The organism is Arthrobacter alpinus (assembly GCF_900105965.1).
In the GTDB taxonomy this organism is placed as follows: Bacteria; Actinomycetota; Actinomycetes; order Actinomycetales; family Micrococcaceae; genus Specibacter; species Specibacter alpinus.
The window spans coordinates 3,339,624-3,357,078 of sequence record NZ_FNTV01000001.1 but is presented as its reverse complement, the minus strand read 5'-3'; the positions used below and the strand labels follow the sequence as shown (position 1 = coordinate 3,357,078).

The following is a 17,455-nucleotide window of genomic DNA, read 5'->3' as shown; positions in this document are numbered from 1 at the left end:
GTCCCAAAATTTATCCTGTGATTCACTTCATATAGCAATGCTATAGATGCTAGGGTAGCAGTCATGAACTACGACGGCCAGCTTCCACCCAAGGCACGGCTGCTTAAAGCTGCGGCCGAATTGTTGGCGGATTCAAGTGGTGGACCGGTCTCAACGCGGCAAATTACCAAGTTGGCGGCAGTGACGGCACCAACGCTCTATCACCATTTTGGCGACAAGGAAGGGCTCTTCAACGCCGTCATCGATGCAGGCTTTGAAGAGTACGTGGCTGGAGAACGCAACTTTGCGCCCTCTGGCCATCCGCTGCAGGATGTTCGCCAAATTTGGGACAACCATCTCCAGTTCGGCCTGGACAACCCACAGCTGTATTCGGTGATGTTCGGCAATATTCGCCCGGAAAGCCGTCCGGTGCGAGTCGCCGAGGCTGAAGGATTTATGGAGGAAATGCTGGAAAAGGCGGCCGCGGCCGGACAGCTTTGCGTTTCACCCAAGGAAGCAGCCAGAAGCATCTTGGCTGCCAATGTGGGGGTCACCTTGATGCTCATCTCCGAACCTGCGGACCAGCGCAATTTTGACCTGTCAAATATGACCCGCGAAGCCGTGATCTCCGCTGTTTGCTCCGAAACCGAACTGAGCACGGCGGCGACGCCCGTGGGCGCCTCCTCAGTGGTTGTGGCGGCCATCGCCCTCAACGCCGCACTTGAATCATCCAGGCCGGAACAGCTCTCAACCACCGAGTTGAAAATGTTCCTGGAATGGCTTGACCGCATTGCAAAAACTTCTTGAAACTCGACTGAGCACCACAACAATTCCTGCATCGGCGCGGGACCAACCGTTAGGAAACTCTCATGGCAACACCAACAGTGGCCGCCCCGAAGGGCGGTGTGCGAGTGGGGGTGCAGAAATTTGGCACCTTCCTCTCCGGCATGATCATGCCCAACATTGGCGCGTTCATCGCCTGGGGCCTCATTACGGCTCTCTTCATCCCGGCGGGGTTCCTCCCCAATGAGACGCTGGGCGCCATGGTGGGCCCCATGATCACCTACCTGCTGCCCCTGCTGATCGGCTACACCGGCGGCAAGATGATCCACGGTGTCCGCGGCGGCGTGGTCGGCGCCGTGGCAACCATGGGTGTCATTGTCGGTACCGACATTCCAATGTTCATCGGTGCCATGATCATGGGCCCGTTGACGGCCTGGGTCATGAAGAAGCTGGACAAGGTATGGGAAGGCCGTATCAAGCCCGGCTTTGAGATGCTCATTGACAACTTCTCCGCAGGCATCCTCGCAGGCATCATGGCCATTGTGGGTCTGAAAGCGGTTGGCCCGCTCGTCATAGCGTTCAGCAACGGTGCCGGAAACGTGGTTGAATTCCTGGTCAACCACGGCCTGCTGCCGCTGACCAGCATCTTCATTGAACCGGCAAAGGTCCTGTTCCTGAACAATGCCATCAACCACGGAATCCTGACCCCGCTTGGCACCGAGCAGGCGCTCGCCAATGGCAAGTCCATGCTGTTCCTGCTCGAAGCCAACCCCGGCCCCGGCCTGGGCTTGCTGCTGGCCTACTCAATCTTTGGGCGCGGTCTGGCCAAGGCCTCGGCTCCGGGCGCTGCCGTGATCCAGTTCTTCGGCGGCATCCACGAGATCTTCTTCCCGTACATCTTAATGAAGCCGGCCATGATTCTGGCAACCATTGGCGGTGGCATGACAGGCATCTTCATGCTGGTGCTGACAAATGCCGGCCTGGTGGCCCCCGCGGCCCCTGGCAGCATCTTTGCCGTCTTTGCCATGGCGTCCAAGGACAGCTACTTTGGCCTTGCCCTTTCCGTTGTGGCAGCGGCAGCAGTCTCGTTCCTCATTGGTTCGTTCATTCTCAAGATCAGCCCGATTCCCGCCGACAGCGATGGTCTGGGCGATGCCACGGCCAAGATGGAAGCGCTGAAGGGCAAGAAGAGCTCGGTTGCGTTTGCGCTGGCCGGTGACGGAACCAGCGGTCCGATTGGCACTGTCGTTTTCGCCTGCGACGCCGGCATGGGATCAAGCGCCATGGGCGCCTCGGTGCTGCGCAACATGATCAAGAAGGCCGGCTTCCCGGACGTGAAGGTCACCAACTCGGCCATCTCAAACCTCACAGACACCTACGACGTCGTCGTGACGCACCAGGACCTGGCCGCCCGTGCGACGCCGGTTACGGCAAGTGCCGTCCACGTCGCCGTGGACAACTTCATGAACAGCCCCCGCTACGAGGAGATCGTCGAGCTGGTCCGTTCAAGGAATTCTGCTGACGGACAGGCCACGGAGCCGGCTGTTGAGGAAGTTGAAGAAGTTTCCGCCGCTGGCGGTGGCACCATTCTGGCCCGCGAAAGCGTGATCCTGAGCGGCACGGCCACCACCCGGGATGATGCGATCGAAGAGGCCGGAGCCCTGCTGATGGCCCGCGGTGCCGTGGATGCCGTCTACGTGAAGGCGATGCACGAGCGCGAAGCCTCCGTCTCTACCTACATGGGCAACTTCCTTGCCATCCCGCACGGAACGAACGAGGCCAAGGGCAACATCACCAGCTCTGCCGTCTCGATCATCCATTACCCCAACGGCATCGATTGGAACGGCAAGCCCGTGAAGTTCGTCGTTGGCATCGCCGGCGTGAACAACGAACACCTGGCCATCCTGTCTTCCATCGCCCGCGTCTTCACCAACAAGGCACAGGTAGCAAGGCTGGAAGCCGCCACCACAGTGGAGGAGATTTTGGACATTTTTGGGAAGGTAAACGCGTAATGAAAGCAGTACACTTTGGGGCCGGCAACATTGGCCGTGGCTTCGTGGGGCTGTTGCTCCACGACGCCGGCTATGAGATTGTCTTTGCCGACGTGGCCGAGGCCCTGATCAATGACCTGGCCGCGGCGGACAGCTACGACGTCCACGAAGTGGGCGAGAACGCGACCGTGCGCACCGTCACGAACTTCCGGGCGTTGAACTCCGCCACCGCAACTGATGCAGTGGTCGCAGAAATTGCGACGGCGGACATGGTCACCACCGCTGTGGGGCCGAACATCCTCAAGTTCGTTGCGCCGCTGATCGCACGGGCCATCGCCGACCGTGACGCCGGCCTGGCACCCCTGCAGGTCATGGCCTGTGAGAACGCCATCAACGCCACGGACATCCTCGAAGCGGCAGTCCGCGGCGATGACGCGGTGGACGATGCCAAGGTCGATGCAGTTGCCGTGTTTGCCAACACGGCCGTGGATAGGATCGTGCCGAACCAGGCTGCAGGCCAGGGCTTGGACGTCACGGTGGAGACGTTCTTTGAATGGGTCATCGACAGGACCCCGTTCAAGGGTGGCGAGCCTGCCATTGGCGGGGCCACGTTCGTCGATGACTTGGGCCCCTACATTGAGCGCAAGCTGTTCACCGTCAACACCGGCCACGCGGCCACGGCCTACTTTGGCTACGCCGCAGGCATTGAAAAAATCTCCGACGCCATGGCAGACCCCGCGGTCAAGGCCAAGGTCCGGGCGGTGCTGGAAGAGACCAAGGCATTGTTGGTGACCAAGCATGGGTTTGCCGAGGCGGAACAGGAAGCCTACGTCCAGAAGATCCTGGTGCGGTTCTCCAATGAATTCCTGCCCGACACTGTGACACGAGTGGGCCGCGCCCCGATGCGCAAGCTCAGCCGGCACGAACGGTTCATCGGTCCGGCCGCCGAGCTTGCCGAGAACGGGACCGTTCCGCTGGCCCTGCTCGAAGCAATCGGCGCAGCACTGCGTTTTGACGACACCAGCGACGCCGAGGCAGCGGAGTTGGCCGAGATCATTGCTGCCAACACGGCCGATGAGGCAACGGTGCGGATCACTGGACTGGCTCCGGAGCATCCGCTGTTTTCTGCTGTCAGCACCTTGATTGGTGCCCGGAAGCAGTAAGTTCAACGAATGCACGAAGGGCCGGACGGGTTGCCGTCCGGCCCTTCGCGTGCATGAGTGCTTCTATTTCCGGCAGGGCCCCAGGAGCAACGCCTACGGACGCACCACTGCCTTCAGCGCGCCAGGGTTGCCGCCGGCAGCAAGGGCGGCCTCCACACCGTCCAGGCCGTGGGTTGAGGTGACCAGCCCGTCGAGATCGACCTGGCCGGAAGCCGCCAGTTCGATGGCAGTTGGCCAAGTATTCGCGTAGCGGAATGTACCCGTAATTGTCAGTTCCCGGCCTTGCACGAGTGGCACGGGCAGCGCAATGGTGTCCGCACCCATGCCGACGAGGACGGCGCGGCCGCGCGGGGCCAGACGGGCCAGCCCGCCCAGGATGGCCCGCTCGGCTCCGCTTGCATCAATGAAAACATCGAACTCCGGCTCCACAGGCGGCTGTTCTGCCGCCGTAAAGGTATGCCTTGCGCCGTATGCTCCGGCAATTTCGAGGCGTTCGGCCCGCACATCAGTGAGCGTGACGGTGGCCCCGGCGAGCTGGGCCACCTTCGAAACCAGCAGCCCGATGGGGCCGGCGCCAGCCACAAGGACCTTGTCACCGATCTGGATCTTGCCCGCCGCACGTGCAGCCAAGGCCACGCTGAGCGGCTCCAGCAATGCTGCAGCGTCGTTGGAAACGGCATCCGGGACGGGGTGGCAGAACGCCGCTGGGTGCACAGCATATTCGGCGAAGACACCGTCAATGGGCGGGGTGGCAAAAAAGCGCACTCCCGGGTCCAGGTTGTAGCAGCCAGCCAGTGACTGCTTCGAGAGCGGGTCGGGGATGCCCGGCTCGAGTGACACGCGCTGGCCCACCGAACGGTCCGTGACACCTTCGCCGAGTGACACGACGACGCCGGAAGGCTCATGGCCCAGCACCAGCGGGGAGTCCACAACGAAGCTGCCGATGCGGCCCTCATTGAAGTAATGCGTATCCGATCCGCAGACCCCCACCGAGGCGATTCGCACCAGCACCTCGCCGGGCCCCGGTGCGGGAACCGGCCGCTGTTCGGTGCGCAGCTCGCCCTGGCGGACCAGGACTGAGGTGGCCATCGTGGCTGGGATGCTGTGCGTTGTTGATTCTGGTGTAGTCATTTTCCTATTTCACCGCACCCATCGAGAGTCCGCGGACAAGTTGTTTTTGGGCCACCCAGCCGGCGATGACGACGGGCAGGGACGCCAGGACGGAGGCTGCCGAGAGTTTGGCCAGGAACAAGCCCTCGCTGGTCATTTGCGAGACCAGGAACACCGGAACTGTTGCAGCGTTGGCGGCCGTGAGGTTGAGGGCAAAGAAGAACTCATTCCAGGCAAAGATCACACAGATCAGCGCCGTGGCGGCCAGGCCGGGTGTGACCATGGGGATCAGGATGGTGCGCAGGGTCTTGATCAGCCCGGCGCCGTCCATGGCCGCAGCCTCCAGGACCTCGCCGGGGACCTCCTGGAAGAAGGAGCGCATCATCCACACCGCGATGGGCAGGTTCATGGCCGTGTACAGGACAATGAGCGTCCCAATATTGTCCAGCACCTTCAGCTGCCCGGCGATCACATAGATGGGCATGATGACGGCCACCACGGGAAGCATCTTGGTGGAGATGAAGAAGAACAGCACGTCCTGGGTCTTCTTCACGGGCCGGATGCTCACGGCATAGGCCGCAGGCACGGCCAGCAGCACCACAAGAATGGTGGAGACACCCGTGGCGATGAGCGAATTGAGAAAATAGGTGCCGGCGCCGTTGCTGAGCACGGCCTCGAACTGTTCAAAAGTAGGCGTGAATAAGAACACGGGCGGGTTGGACGCCGCGGCGGATTCGGGCTTGAACGCCGTCATGACGAGCCAGATCACCGGTGCAAAGAACACAAAGGCGAGCAGCCACGTGACGGTGGTGATGCTGGAACCTGCGAAACGCCGTCGGGCTTCACGAGATTTCCGCTCGGCGGATTTCTTGGCCGTAGGAACAGGGGCAGGGGGAGCGACGGTGGTGGTCACGGCTTAGTCCTTTGCGTCAAAGCTGCGGAAGATCAGGCGGAGGGCGAAGGTGGCGATGACGATGGTGGCGATGACAACCACAACACCCATCGCGGCAGCTTGGCCGATGTCGAAACCCAGGAAAGCCCGCTGGTAGATGTAAAACGGCAGGTTGGCGCTGGCGGTGCCAGGCCCGCCGGCGGTCATGAGGTAAATCTGGTCGAAGGTGTTGACCACATAAATGGTGCCCAGCAGCACGCCCAGCTCAATGTAGCGGCGCAATTGGGGCAGCGTGACCCAGAAGAAGGTCTTGGTCCAGCCGGCGCCGTCGATCTGCGCGGCCTCGAGGACGTCCTTGGGCTGGGACTGCAGTCCGGCAAGCACCAGCAGCATGGTGAACGGGGTCCACTGCCATACCAGTGCCATGAGGATGGAGACGACGGGGTGCTGGGCCGTCCAGTCGACGGGCGGGATGCCCGCCAGAGAGATCACCCAGTTCACCAGGCCGAAGCTCGGGTTCAGCATCGAGATGCTCCAGAGCGTGGCGCCGGCGACCGGCATGATCAAAAACGGTGTGATGAGCATGGTGCGGACAACCCCCTGGCCGCGGAACTTGCGGTCCAGCAGCAGGGCAAAGATGATGCCCAAAACCATGGCGAAGAAAACGCAGCCCAGGGTGATGACAATGCTGTTCAGTGCGGAACTGCGGAACGTGGAGTCCATGAAGATGTCCACATAGTTTTGCAGTCCGTTGAACTGGTTCCCGTCGGGGCGGAGCAGGTTCCAGTTCCGCAGCGAGTACCAGATGGTGACAAGGAACGGCAGCTGCGTGATGACAATGGTGAAAATCAGGGCCGGCAGCATCGGGCCGCGGCGGCGCCAGGCTTCGGCCTTGGACATGCCCGGGCCGTGTTGTGGCTTCGTGGAGCGCTTGCGTTTGTGCTGTTTGAGGTTGTGTCGATCAACCATGGTGGTAGCCACTATTTGCCTCCTTCTTGGTAGGACTTTGCGACGGGTTCGGCGTACTGCTGGGCCTGCTTCAAAGCTTCGTCAACGGTTTTCTGCCCGGCAATGGCTGCCGAGACCTGCTGGCTTACCCGGGTACCCAAGTCCTGGAATTCCGGGATGGCCACAAACTGCAGCCCCGGGTACGGGACGGAGCTGACCATGGACGTCTCCTGCTTGGCGCCGTACATGGCGTCAAGGGTGGGCTTGGCGTAGGCCTTGGCGACGGTGGCGTATTCGGGGATTTCGTAGGTGGACTTGCGACTGCCAGGGGGCACCCGTTCCCAGCCGATCTTCTCGCCGACGAGCTTGATGTAGTCCTTGTTGGTCATCCAGGAAATGAAGTCCCAGGCGACGTCCTTGTGTTCGCTGGTGGACGGGATGGCCAATGACCAGCTGTACAACCAGCCGGCCGAATCCGTATTCTTCACGGGCGCCGGGGCGTACGCGGACTTGCCGGCAACCAGTGAGGATGCGGGGTCTTCAATGCTGGAGACCATGGCTGTGGCGTCGTACCACATGGCCGCCTGGCCCTGGCTGTAGCGGGTGATGCAGTCGCCGTAGCCGCTGGTTGCGGCGCCCGGCTGGCCTGCGTCGTGCAGCAGGTCAACGTAGTCGGTGACTGCCGCCTTGACCTCGGGGGTGTCCAGCTTGGCGTTCCAATCCGAGTCGAACCATTGGCCCCCGTAGGTGTTGATGACTGTGCTGAGCGGGGCCATGACCTCGCCCCAGCCTGCCAGCCCGCGCAGGCAGATGCCGGCAAAGTCTTTTGCCGGGTCATTGAGCTTGCGGGCGATGGCGCCGATTTCCTCCCACGTGGGGTTCTCCGGCATGGTGATCCCGGCCTGTTTGAACAGGTCTTCGCGGTATACCAGGAAGGAGGATTCGCCGTAGAAAGGCACCGAGTACATGTTGTCCTGGTAGCTCAGTGCGTCCTTGATGGTGGGGATGAAATCGTCGGTGTCATAGCCGGTTGTGGTGTCCGCGAGGGGCTGGAGATTCTCGATCCAGCCGTTCGCCGCCCACATTTCGGTCTCGTAGTTGGAAATCATGACGACGTCGAACTCGCCGCCGCCGGTGGCCACCGAGGCCGTGATCTTGGCGCGGGCCTCATTCTCCGGCAGTGTCACGAACTTGACGTTGACGTTGGGGTGTTTGGCGGTGAAGTCGTCCTGAAGGGAGATTGCGTCCTTCATCTGCGGGTTCGCCACAATGGCCACCACAATGGTGTCCTTGGCGGGGCCGGCGGGTGCGCAACCGCTGAGGGCAAGCGCGGCAGTGGCGGCAACGGCCAGCCATTTGCCGGCCTGGTTCTGGCTTTGTTTCCGGCGCGCCGGCTTGGCACGAAATTGGGGGAACTTCATTGGTCGCTCGCAATCTAGTCGCTCATTTGAGCAACGAATGTTTGCTCATTTGTTAAGTGACTCTAGTCATATATACTCATTTGAGCAAGAGCTAAGGCTCAAATGTTTTAAGTTGAGGAAGGCGCACCGTGCCGGAAATATCCCATGAGGAGTTGCTTGCCCGTATTGGGCAGGCATATTACTTGGACAACCAATCCAAGGTTGAAATAGCAACCGAACACGGGATTTCGCGGTTTCAGGTGGCCCGCTTCCTTGACGAGGCCCGTGCCGAAGGCATCGTTCACATTGAAATCCGCCACCCCGGCCATGAGGCGGCGATCGACGCCGGTGCCTTGGCGCACGCCCTAAACATCCACAGGGTGGTGGTTGTCAAGACCATGGAAGACGATCTCCAACATCGGGACGGTCATGCCAAGGCGGTGGCCGAGGAACTCATGGGCGAGGCTCGTACCGGCATGACAATTGGCATCTCCTGGTCCAGGACCCTGGATCTCGCCGCACGGCATGTGAGCAAGCTGCCCAAATGCGACATTGTGCAACTGGCAGGTGCGCTGCCTGTCCCGGGAGGTGGCAACCCCCTGGAAATCATCCAGCGTCTTGGCCGTGTGGGTGGTGGCCTGACATGGCCCATGTGGGCGCCGCTAGTGGTTGACAGTGCGGCGACGGCCACTGGCTTGCGGCGCCAGCCTGAGATTGCCGATGCCATGCGCCAGGCAGATTCGCTGGACCTGGCCATCGTGGCCATCGGGGCCTGGGCCCCCAACCTTTCGACCGTTTGGGACCGTGTCGACAACACGGTTCGCCAGGAAGGAATGCGCAATGGTGCGGTTGCGGAATGTTCTGGCCGGCTGATCGCCGCTGACGGCACTCCGGTTCCCTCTGAACTGGACTCCCGGGTTCTTGCGGTTACCGTTGCGCAGCTGCGCCGCACGCCCAAGGTGATTGGAGTCGCCCATGGATCAGGCAGGGCTGACGCGGTAAGGGCCTGCATCGCGGCAGGCATCATCCACACCTTGGTGATGGATGAATCGCTGGCCGTGCAACTGCGACGCGACATGGATGGCCAGGGTGTGCCCGAGTGAGCCCCGATCTGGTGGTGGGCATCGATTCCTCCACGCAGTCCTGCAAGGTGGTGGCGGTAGACATCGCCACCGGCGCGCAGCTTGCTGCGGGTTCGGCAAGCCACCCCGACGGCACTGCCATTGATCCGCGGCTGTGGACGCAGGCGCTCGCCGAAGCCTGGTCAGCCGCCGGTGTTGAAGGACTGAGCGGGCGGTTGGCCGGTGTTTCGGTGGCGGCCCAACAGCATGGCATGGTGGGCGTGGACGGCAACGACAACCCGGTACATGATGCGCTGCTCTGGAATGACGTCCGCAGTGCCACCGACGCCGCCCGCATGGTTGCCGAACTCGGTGCAGAGGCCTGGGTGGGCTCCGTCAACGTGGTGCCCGTGGCCTCCTTCACCCTGACCAAGTTGGCCTGGCTGGCTGCGAACAAGCCGGGGGTTGCTGCGTGTGTGGAGGCCGTGGGGCTCCCGCATGACTGGCTGAACCTGCAACTCACCGGTGCCTGGTCAACCGACCGCAGCGACGCCTCCGGAACCGCCTACTTCGATCCGGTGGGCAACTCCTACCGGCCCGAACTGCTGGAAAAGTTCTTTGGTTCCGTTCCCGTTTTGCCGGAGGTGCTCGCGCCCCACGAAAGCGCCGGAAAGCTGCTGCCGCGCTGGGGTCCAAGTGCCGCCGTCGTGGGTGCCGGCATGGGTGACAACGCCGGGGCGGCGCTGGGCCTGGAACTGGCGCCGGGCGAGGTGGTGGTCTCGATTGGCACCTCGGGCACTGTGTTTGCCGTCTCGGAGGCTCCGATCCAAGACCCGTCCGGCCAATTGGCCGGATTTGCCGACGCCACGGGCCGGCACCTGCCGCTGCTGGCCACGATCAATGCCGCCCGCGTCATGGCGGCAGGGGCGGCCATGCTCAACGTTGACTTGGCGGAGTTTGACCGGTTGGCGCTCGCCGCCGCGCCTGATGCAGGCGGCCTGACCCTTCTGCCTTACCTTGACGGCGAACGCACCCCCAACCTGCCAGATGCCACAGGAACCTTGGTGGGCATGACCCGTGCCAACATGACCCCGGAGAACATGGCCCGGGCCTCGGTGCTGGCCGTGCTGAACTCCCTGGCCGACGCCTTGGACGCACTTACATCCTTTGGCGTCCCGGTGGAGCGCGTGTTGCTGATAGGCGGCGGTTCGAAGTCCCGGGCGCTGCGCGAGGCGGCTGCCACCATTTTTGGGGTTCCGGTTGACCAGCCTGAGCAGCGCGAATATGTGGCGCTCGGTGCCGCCCGCCAGGCCGCCTGGGTTGCCACGGGCGAGCTTCCCGTGTGGGGCCGGCGGATCGAGGAGTCCTTCACGCCCGACGGCGGATGGGGCGCCACCGTGCGCGGACGGTACATCGCGGCGCGGCAGGCCTTTTACGGGGTGTAACTGCCGTACAACTGCCGAGGGCGTGCCAAGCCGGCGGTGACATATGAAGTTTCATACGCCACCGCCCATTTGGCACGCCCTCACTGAATTGCGGGGCCTGTTAGCGGCCCAGGGCCACCAGCTCCTCGACTGCCGCACGGGCACCACTGTTGTGCAGGGTGTCCAAGGTGCGCAGGTAAGCCTCGGTGAAGCGTTCGTTGTCCACGAGGTCGCCGAAGACGTCGCGGTTGCGCAGGAACGCCAACTTGTCCTCGTGCTGTTGTGCGGCAGCAGCCATGAGCGGCTCCTTCAACCGGTCAACAACGTTCAGGGGTGCACCGTTTTCGTCCGTCCCCTCGGCATACCGCGCCCAGGAGGCGACGATGCCAGCGGAGCGGGAGATCCCGCCGTCGTTCTCCAGGTTGTTCCAGATGACCGGAACCAGCCACTTGGGAATGCGGTCCGAACTCTCTGCGCAGAGGCGGGCCAGGGTGTCGCGGACGTGCTCATTGGCGAAGCGCTCGATCAGGGTGCGCTTGTAAAGAGGGAGGTCCACGCCGGGGAGCGGGGAAAGAGTGGGCGTGCCGTCGAGGTCCATGTAGTCAAGCAGGAACTGCACAAACAGCGGGTCCTGGCAGACCTCGTGTGCGTACGTGTAGCCGGCCAGCGTGCCGAAGTAGCACAGGGCCTGGTGGCTGACGTTGAGCAGGCGCAGCTTCATGAGCTCGTACGGCTCCACATCGTCCACCAGCTGCACGCCAACCTGCTCGAACGGAGGGCGGCCCAGGGTGAAGTGGTCCTCCAGCACCCACTGCTCGAACGGCTCGCACACCACGGGCCACTGGTCAACGACGCCGAACTCCGTGGCGATGGCGCTGCGGTCATCATCGGTGGTGACGGGGGTGATGCGGTCCACCATGGAGTTCGGGAACGCGACGTTTTCACGCATCCACGCCGCAAGGTCCGCATCCTTGAGCTCGGCGAAGGCCGTGAACATCTTCTTGGCGACATCGCCGTTGCCCTGGATGTTGTCGCAGGACATGACCGTGAAGGGTGCAATTCCACGTGTTCGACGGCGGGCCAGCGCCTCCGTGACGAGGCCGAACGTGGTGCGCGGGGCCACTCCTGGCGCGAGGTCATGGACCACGTCCGGGTTCTCGGCGTCGAAATCTCCGGTTACGTGGTGGAAGTTGTAGCCGCCCTCGGTTACCGTGAGGGACACAATGCGAGTGTCCGGGGATGCCATTTTTTCAATGACGGACTCGGGGTCGGCCGGGGCAAAGAGATACTCGGTCATGGAGCCAATGACGCGGGCCTCGCGGCTGCCGTCCGGGTGCTTGAGGAGCATTGTGTAGAGGCAGTCCTGCTCGGCCATGACCTGGGACATCTTCGCATCGTGGGGCAGCACGCCAACACCGCAAATACCCCAGTCGAGCGCCTTGCCGGCGTTCATGAGCCGGTCAAGGTACATGGCCTGGTGGGCGCGGTGGAATCCGCCAACACCAAAATGCACAATTCCCGTGGTGACCTTGGCGCGGTCATAACTGGGAATCGCGACCGTTTCCGGCAGGTGGTCGAGGTTCTCGGCATTGAGTTGTGGCATGGTGGCGCTCCTTTGAAGATGTGATCTTCATCCCACTGTATCAAATGAGCGCAAAGATTCGACTCAAATGAGCGCTTTGTGAATTTCAGGTGGATCGGGCCATGACGGCGGATGGGGGCTATATTGGCCAGTATCCGACGCAGGACTATTTGCAGCAGGAGGGCCACGTGGCCAAGGAACTTGCCAGTCAGCTCATCGAACAATTACAGGCAGCGGGAGTGCGGCGCATCTACGGGATAGTGGGGGACAGCCTCAACCCTTTGGTGGATGCGGTGCGGAAAACCGGTGGCTCCGCCAAAGGCGGGATCGACTGGATCCATGTCCGCCACGAGGAAGCCGCCGCTTTCGCGGCCGGTGCCGAGGCGCAGCTCACTGGTGAATTGGCTGTCTGTGCCGGCTCCTGTGGTCCCGGAAATCTGCACTTGATGAACGGGCTATATGACGCCAACCGCACCGGTGCGCCGGTGTTGGCCATCGCGTCCCATCTCCCCAGCGTCCAAATAGGCAGCGGATTCTTTCAGGAGACCCACCCCGACCGGCTCTTTGGCGAGTGCTCGGTGTACTCGGAGCTCATCAGTACCTCTGACCAGGCACCAAGGGTGCTCCACAATGCCATTCAACATGCCGTGGGCTTGCGGGGAGTGGCTGTGGTGACGCTGCCAGGTGACATCGCCAGCCTGCCTGCCACCGCGCCATCTCCGCTGCAGCGCCCACTTCATCCGGCTGCCCTGGTGCCGGCAGCCCAAAGCGTGGCGGAGCTGGCCGAGGCCATCAACCAAGCGGACAAGGTTGCCATCTTTGCCGGCGCCGGGGTGCAAGGCGCCCATGATGAGGTGGTGGCCTTAGCCGCGAAAATCAAGGCTCCCATTGGGCACAGCCTGCGCGGCAAGGACTTCATCCAATACAACAACCCGTACGACATCGGCATGACCGGGCTGCTGGGATACGGGGCCGCGGCGGAGGGCATTGAGGACGCTGACCTGCTGATCATGCTCGGCACGGACTTCCCCTATGACCAGTTCCTGCCGTCCACAAGGACTGCCCAGGTGGACAGGGCGCCGGAACATTTGGGGCGACGCACCGACGTCGACATTGCCGTTCATGGCGAGGTTTTGCCCACTATTCAGGCGCTCCTGCCCTTGATAGAGGCGAAGGAAAATTCCAAATTCTTGGATGCAATCTTGAAAAAACATGATCGCCTCATGAATAAGGCAGTCGGTGCCTACACCCGCAAGGCTGACAAATTGGTGCCCATTCACCCGGAATATGCGGCGTCCCTGCTTGATGAGATAGCTGCTGACGACGCAGTATTCACGGCAGACACGGGCATGTGCAACGTTTGGACGGCGCGCTACATCAACCCGTTGGGCACCCGCCGCCTGATTGGCTCCTACCTTCACGGTTCCATGGCCAATGCGCTGCCTCAAGCACTTGGTGTCCAGTCGGCCTACCCGGATCGGCAGGTCATCTCCGTCTCCGGCGATGGTGGACTGTCGATGCTGCTGGGCGAGTTGATCACGGCAGCAACTCACAAGCTGCCTATCAACGTGGTGGTGTTCAACAACTCCACTCTCGGCATGGTGAAGCTGGAAATGCTGGTCGACGGGCTGCAAGACTTTGGCGTGGATGTTCCGGATGTCAACTACGCCGCGATTGCCGCAGCGATGGGATTCCATGCTGTCCGTGTCACCGATCCGGCCGATATCGAAGACGCCTACAGGGCCGCCTTTGCCTATGATGGGCCCTCCCTCGTGGAATTGATCACCGATCCCAATGCGCTCTCCATTCCGCCGAAAATCAAGGGCGGACAGGTGCTTGGCTTTGCTACGGCCATGTCCAAGATCGTCCTGAACAAGGGTGCCGGCGAGGCTGTCAGCATGGCCCGTTCCAATCTGCGCAACATTCCCCGCGGCTAACCCGCATTCCCCAACAAAGGATCCCGATGTTCACCGCAGCACTCATTTTCGCCGGCTTGGCCGCCTTGGTTCACGTCTACATCTTTGTCTTGGAATCGCTGCGTTGGACAGCAGACAGCACCAGGAAGACGTTCGGGACGTCCGTTGCGGAAGCCGATGCCACCAAGGAACTGGCCTTCAACCAAGGTTTCTACAACTTGTTCCTCGCGGTGGTGGCCGTGGCCGGCATCATCGCTGCCGCCGCAGGCCACCACGGGGTGGGCGCGGCGCTGGTTCTGGCCGGGGCGGGAGCCATGCTTGCCGCCGGGCTGGTCTTGCTCATTTCATCGCCCTCTAAAGCAAAAGCGGCCCTGGTGCAGCTCGCGTTTCCGTTGCTCGCCGTCGTGCTTGTTTTGGTGTCGCTGGCCTCTTGAACGCGTTCGGCAAGGGGCATAGCGTTGAGGTACATCCGAGGGGGTGGCTAAAGTGGAAATTCATCTGTGGTGGCTTGAGCTCGAGCTGCGAGCCAAGCAGTGGTTCCGTGAGAATACCGGTGCGACAGAAGTACCTGAAAGTGTTGCGGAGGCCGTGGCTGCGGCCGGTGGCAGCTTGAGCGGCGGAACGCTGACGCAGCGAGAGTGGGATTTCATCGTGACCCAGTCGGAGTTTGTTGACTAAGGCGCGTGCCAGGCGTGATCCTTTTTAGCGCGCCATCCTCTTTGGCGCAGTTTTCCAGCCGCTACTGCGATACGGCGATGATGGCCGCCGTCAGGAACGCTGTCAACGCGATGAATGGCAGGCACATGAGGACATGGAGCCGCTTGTGTTCCTTGAGAATGGCCACGAATTCACGCAGGAACGCGCTGGGCAAAAAGTACCGTGCCGTGGGAGAGCCCACCACTTGGGCAGGGATTCCCAACTTGCGCGACAGTAGGGCTGCGCGGAGGACGTGATAGTTGTTCGTGACCACCACCAAGGGGCCGTCGCGGCCTTCCTTGCGGGCCACGGCCGCAGAGAATTTCAGGTTCTGGGCCGTGTTGACCGCTTGGTCCTCCGCCACGACATGGTCGTGAGGTGCGCCCGCGGCCACCAGGTATTCGGCCATGGCGACTCCCTCTGGGCGAGATTCATTCGCCCCCTGGCCGCCCGAGGGAATGAGTAGCGGCGAGGCCTCCGGAGGTGACTCCCGGTAAATCTCCAAGCCCTTGTCGAGGCGTGAGCTCAGCAGCGGCGGAACCTTCCCGTTGATGATTTGTGAGCCAAGGATGACCACGGCGGCGGGAACCGAAGTGTGCTTCATCTTTCCGTAAGCCACGGCGTAGGCCAGAAAGACCACAAACACCACGCCAAAGTAGCTGCACAAGAAGAACAGCAAGGCTGCCAGGCCAATCGCCACGGGGTTCAGCGTGATTACAAGTAGTGCGGCGAGCACGGGCAACCCCAGCAGGGCCAGCCCGGCAAGAAGCGAAAGCAGGTTGCCGAGGCTGCGTCCTTCTTTGCGCATCATGGTTGCGCCGTTGCTAATGAGGAATCCGGCCAGCACCACAATGGCAAAGGGGGAGAGTGCCACGATGCCGAAACCAATCCACTGGGTCCACGGAAACCATTGCGCCAGAATCTCCGTAATTCCCACTAGTGCGAACCAGCAGGCGGCCACGAGAACAATTCCATTTCGGAGCATGCGGGCGTCCTTGCGGCGCAAGTAAACATAAACACAGCCAAGAACCGCGGCCAAAATCAGCGAAATCATGCTGCCAGCCTACGTGGTTGCACATCTCGTCCGCATGCTGCCGCAGGCTGAGAATCTTGTGGACCAGGCCCAACCACAGCGGTAGGTTAAGGGCGCGCAGCGGAGGGGTCCGACCTCGTACCGACCTTCCAAAAAGGCCGAAATGTGATCTTGGCGGCCAACGCGGGACAGCAGAGGGTATGTGAGAGACAATGGAAAGGATGACTTCCCCCAAAAACACCCCCAGCCCCGCCGCAACCGATGCGACAGCCCCGAAGACTCGACCTGCCCGCCGCCCGGCCCAGGTTATGCCTGCGACCGAGGGCTGGAAGCAGGCCAAGGATCCTGAGGGTCGCCCGCTGCTGCAGTTCAAGTCCCCGCGGGTATCTCAGCCGCCGGTGCACTTGGCGGATCTGACGCTGGCCGAGCGTGAGGCGAAGTTCAAGGAGATGGGCCTGCCGGCGTTCCGCGCCAAGCAGCTCTCCGTGCACTACTTCCAGCACTACACCACCGATCCCGAGCTCATGAGCGACCTCCCCAAGGACCGCCGTGCCGAGATTGTGGACACCATGTTCCCGAAGCTCCTGACCGAGGTCAAGCGCCTCACCACGGACAACGGTGACACCATCAAGTTCCTGTGGCGCCTCTTTGACGGCTCCCTCGTGGAGTCCGTACTCATGCGCTACACGGGCCGCGTGACCCTGTGCGTTTCCAGCCAGTGTGGTTGCGGCATGAACTGCCCGTTCTGCGCCACGGGCCAAGCCGGGCTGACCCGCAACATGTCCACCGCGGAGATCCTTGACCAGATTGTCCAGGCCAACCGGGTCATCGCCGAGGGCGGACTGGGTCACCTGCGCCGCGATGGCGGGCACGACGCCGAGCGGGTCACCAACATCGTTTTCATGGGCATGGGTGAGCCACTGGCCAACTACAAGCGCGTCATGAATGCAGTGCACCGCATGGTGGCCGAGGGTCCCGAGGGCCTGGGCATGTCTGCCCGCGGTATCACGGTTTCCACAGTAGGTCTGGTCCCGGGTATCAATAAGCTGGCCGAGGAAGGCGTGGCCATCACGTTTGCGCTGTCCCTGCACGCTCCTGACGATGAGCTGCGAGATGAGCTCATCCCGGTCAACGACAAGTGGAAGGTTGATGACGCACTGGATGCGGCGTACAACTACTACAAGGTCACCGGCCGTCGCGTGTCTATTGAGTACGCGCTCATCAAGGACATGAACGATCACCCGTGGCGTGCCGAGTTGTTGGCGAAGAAGCTCAACCAGCGCGGACGTGGCTGGGTGCACGTAAACCCGATCCCGCTGAACCCGACTCCCGGCTCCATCTGGACCTCCTCGGAGCCCGAAGTGATGCAGGAATTCATTGACACGCTCATTGACAATGGCATTCCCACCACCCTGCGCGACACCCGCGGCAAGGAAATTGACGGCGCCTGCGGCCAGCTCGCCGCCGCCGAGTAAAG

15 protein-coding genes are annotated in these 17,455 nt (G+C 62.1%); 9 read left to right on the top strand and 6 right to left on the bottom strand.

Annotated elements, in window-relative coordinates:
• Positions 1–63 precede the first annotated feature (63 nt).
• The 3 genes from BLV41_RS15345 (at position 64) to BLV41_RS15335 (ending at position 3,916) form a co-directional block, all read left to right on the top strand.
• Complete coding sequence (locus BLV41_RS15345; protein ID WP_074712373.1) at positions 64–786, top strand: TetR/AcrR family transcriptional regulator; 723 nt, start codon at positions 64–66, stop codon at positions 784–786.
• 62 nt (positions 787–848) lie between these two features.
• Positions 849–2,774 carry a PTS mannitol transporter subunit IICBA gene (locus tag BLV41_RS15340; RefSeq protein ID WP_074712372.1) on the top strand — a complete coding sequence of 642 codons (1,926 nt, stop codon included), beginning with the start codon at positions 849–851 and terminating at the stop codon, positions 2,772–2,774.
• Positions 2,774–3,916, top strand: a complete 1,143-nt coding sequence (locus BLV41_RS15335) for a mannitol-1-phosphate 5-dehydrogenase (protein ID WP_074712371.1) — start codon at positions 2,774–2,776, stop codon at positions 3,914–3,916. Before BLV41_RS15340 ends, BLV41_RS15335 begins: the two co-directional genes overlap by 1 nt.
• A 93-nt stretch (positions 3,917–4,009) precedes the next feature.
• Here the strand turns inward: BLV41_RS15335 and BLV41_RS15330 are convergent, their stop codons facing one another.
• From BLV41_RS15330 to BLV41_RS15315, 4 genes are all read right to left on the bottom strand, one after another.
• Positions 4,010–5,047, bottom strand: coding sequence for an NAD(P)-dependent alcohol dehydrogenase (locus BLV41_RS15330; RefSeq protein ID WP_211481635.1), 1,038 nt, complete (start codon positions 5,045–5,047; stop codon positions 4,010–4,012).
• Between the two features lie 4 nt (positions 5,048–5,051).
• Positions 5,052–5,939, bottom strand: coding sequence for a carbohydrate ABC transporter permease (locus tag BLV41_RS15325; protein WP_074712370.1), 888 nt, complete (start codon positions 5,937–5,939; stop codon positions 5,052–5,054).
• Positions 5,940–5,942: 3 nt separating this feature from the next.
• Positions 5,943–6,818: a carbohydrate ABC transporter permease gene (locus BLV41_RS15320; RefSeq protein ID WP_244517030.1), complete on the bottom strand. Its 876-nt coding sequence runs from the start codon at positions 6,816–6,818 to the stop codon at positions 5,943–5,945.
• Between the two features lie 80 nt (positions 6,819–6,898).
• A complete protein-coding gene (locus BLV41_RS15315) occupies positions 6,899–8,287 on the bottom strand; it encodes an ABC transporter substrate-binding protein (RefSeq protein WP_074712368.1) in 1,389 nt (462 codons plus the stop codon).
• Between the two features lie 128 nt (positions 8,288–8,415).
• Here BLV41_RS15315 and BLV41_RS15310 point away from each other — a divergent pair, with 128 nt between their 5' ends.
• Positions 8,416–9,369: a sugar-binding transcriptional regulator gene (locus BLV41_RS15310; protein ID WP_083360816.1), complete on the top strand. Its 954-nt coding sequence runs from the start codon at positions 8,416–8,418 to the stop codon at positions 9,367–9,369.
• Positions 9,366–10,772: a xylulokinase gene (gene xylB / locus BLV41_RS15305; RefSeq protein ID WP_074712367.1), complete on the top strand. Its 1,407-nt coding sequence runs from the start codon at positions 9,366–9,368 to the stop codon at positions 10,770–10,772. Before BLV41_RS15310 ends, xylB begins: the two co-directional genes overlap by 4 nt.
• 100 nt (positions 10,773–10,872) lie before the next feature.
• Here xylB and BLV41_RS15300 read toward each other — a convergent pair whose 3' ends face one another.
• The gene (locus BLV41_RS15300) at positions 10,873–12,354 is read right to left on the bottom strand and encodes a mannitol dehydrogenase family protein (protein WP_074712366.1); all 1,482 of its coding nucleotides are present in this window, start codon (positions 12,352–12,354) and stop codon (positions 10,873–10,875) included.
• A gap of 167 nt (positions 12,355–12,521) precedes the next feature.
• Here BLV41_RS15300 and BLV41_RS15295 point away from each other — a divergent pair, with 167 nt between their 5' ends.
• From BLV41_RS15295 to BLV41_RS15285, 3 genes are read left to right on the top strand one after another with little or no spacing between them, the layout of a single operon-like run.
• The gene (locus BLV41_RS15295) at positions 12,522–14,270 is read left to right on the top strand and encodes a pyruvate dehydrogenase (RefSeq protein ID WP_074713366.1); all 1,749 of its coding nucleotides are present in this window, start codon (positions 12,522–12,524) and stop codon (positions 14,268–14,270) included.
• A 26-nt stretch (positions 14,271–14,296) separates the two neighbouring features.
• On the top strand, positions 14,297–14,683 hold the full coding sequence (locus BLV41_RS15290) for a DUF1304 domain-containing protein (protein ID WP_074712365.1): 387 nt from the start codon (positions 14,297–14,299) through the stop codon (positions 14,681–14,683).
• A 52-nt stretch (positions 14,684–14,735) separates the two neighbouring features.
• Entirely contained in the window at positions 14,736–14,927 is a 192-nt protein-coding gene (locus tag BLV41_RS15285) for a hypothetical protein (protein ID WP_044574733.1), read from the top strand.
• Between the two features lie 61 nt (positions 14,928–14,988).
• On the opposite strand, the gene BLV41_RS15280 is transcribed toward BLV41_RS15285, so the two are convergent.
• A complete protein-coding gene (locus BLV41_RS15280; RefSeq protein WP_074712364.1) occupies positions 14,989–15,999 on the bottom strand; it encodes a YdcF family protein in 1,011 nt (336 codons plus the stop codon).
• Positions 16,000–16,199: 200 nt separating this feature from the next.
• Between BLV41_RS15280 and rlmN the strand changes: the two genes are divergently transcribed.
• A complete protein-coding gene (rlmN, locus tag BLV41_RS15275; protein ID WP_074712363.1) occupies positions 16,200–17,453 on the top strand; it encodes a dual-specificity RNA methyltransferase RlmN in 1,254 nt (417 codons plus the stop codon).
• The last annotated feature ends 2 nt before the right edge of the window (positions 17,454–17,455 follow it).

Bases quoted from the DNA above. Each gene is read 5' to 3' on its own strand.
- BLV41_RS15290 (WP_074712365.1), top strand. From the start codon at position 14,297: ATGTTCACCGCAGCACTCATTTTCGCCGGCTTGGCCGCCTTGGTTCAC.
- BLV41_RS15280 (WP_074712364.1), bottom strand. From the start codon at position 15,999: ATGATTTCGCTGATTTTGGCCGCGGTTCTTGGCTGTGTTTATGTTTAC.
- BLV41_RS15335 (WP_074712371.1), top strand. From the start codon at position 2,774: ATGAAAGCAGTACACTTTGGGGCCGGCAACATTGGCCGTGGCTTCGTG.
- BLV41_RS15330 (WP_211481635.1), bottom strand. From the start codon at position 5,047: ATGACTACACCAGAATCAACAACGCACAGCATCCCAGCCACGATGGCC.
- BLV41_RS15345 (WP_074712373.1), top strand. From the start codon at position 64: ATGAACTACGACGGCCAGCTTCCACCCAAGGCACGGCTGCTTAAAGCT.
- BLV41_RS15340 (WP_074712372.1), top strand. From the start codon at position 849: ATGGCAACACCAACAGTGGCCGCCCCGAAGGGCGGTGTGCGAGTGGGG.
- BLV41_RS15320 (WP_244517030.1), bottom strand. From the start codon at position 6,818: ATGTCCAAGGCCGAAGCCTGGCGCCGCCGCGGCCCGATGCTGCCGGCC.
- BLV41_RS15315 (WP_074712368.1), bottom strand. From the start codon at position 8,287: ATGAAGTTCCCCCAATTTCGTGCCAAGCCGGCGCGCCGGAAACAAAGC.
- BLV41_RS15300 (WP_074712366.1), bottom strand. From the start codon at position 12,354: ATGCCACAACTCAATGCCGAGAACCTCGACCACCTGCCGGAAACGGTC.
- rlmN (WP_074712363.1), top strand. From the start codon at position 16,200: ATGACTTCCCCCAAAAACACCCCCAGCCCCGCCGCAACCGATGCGACA.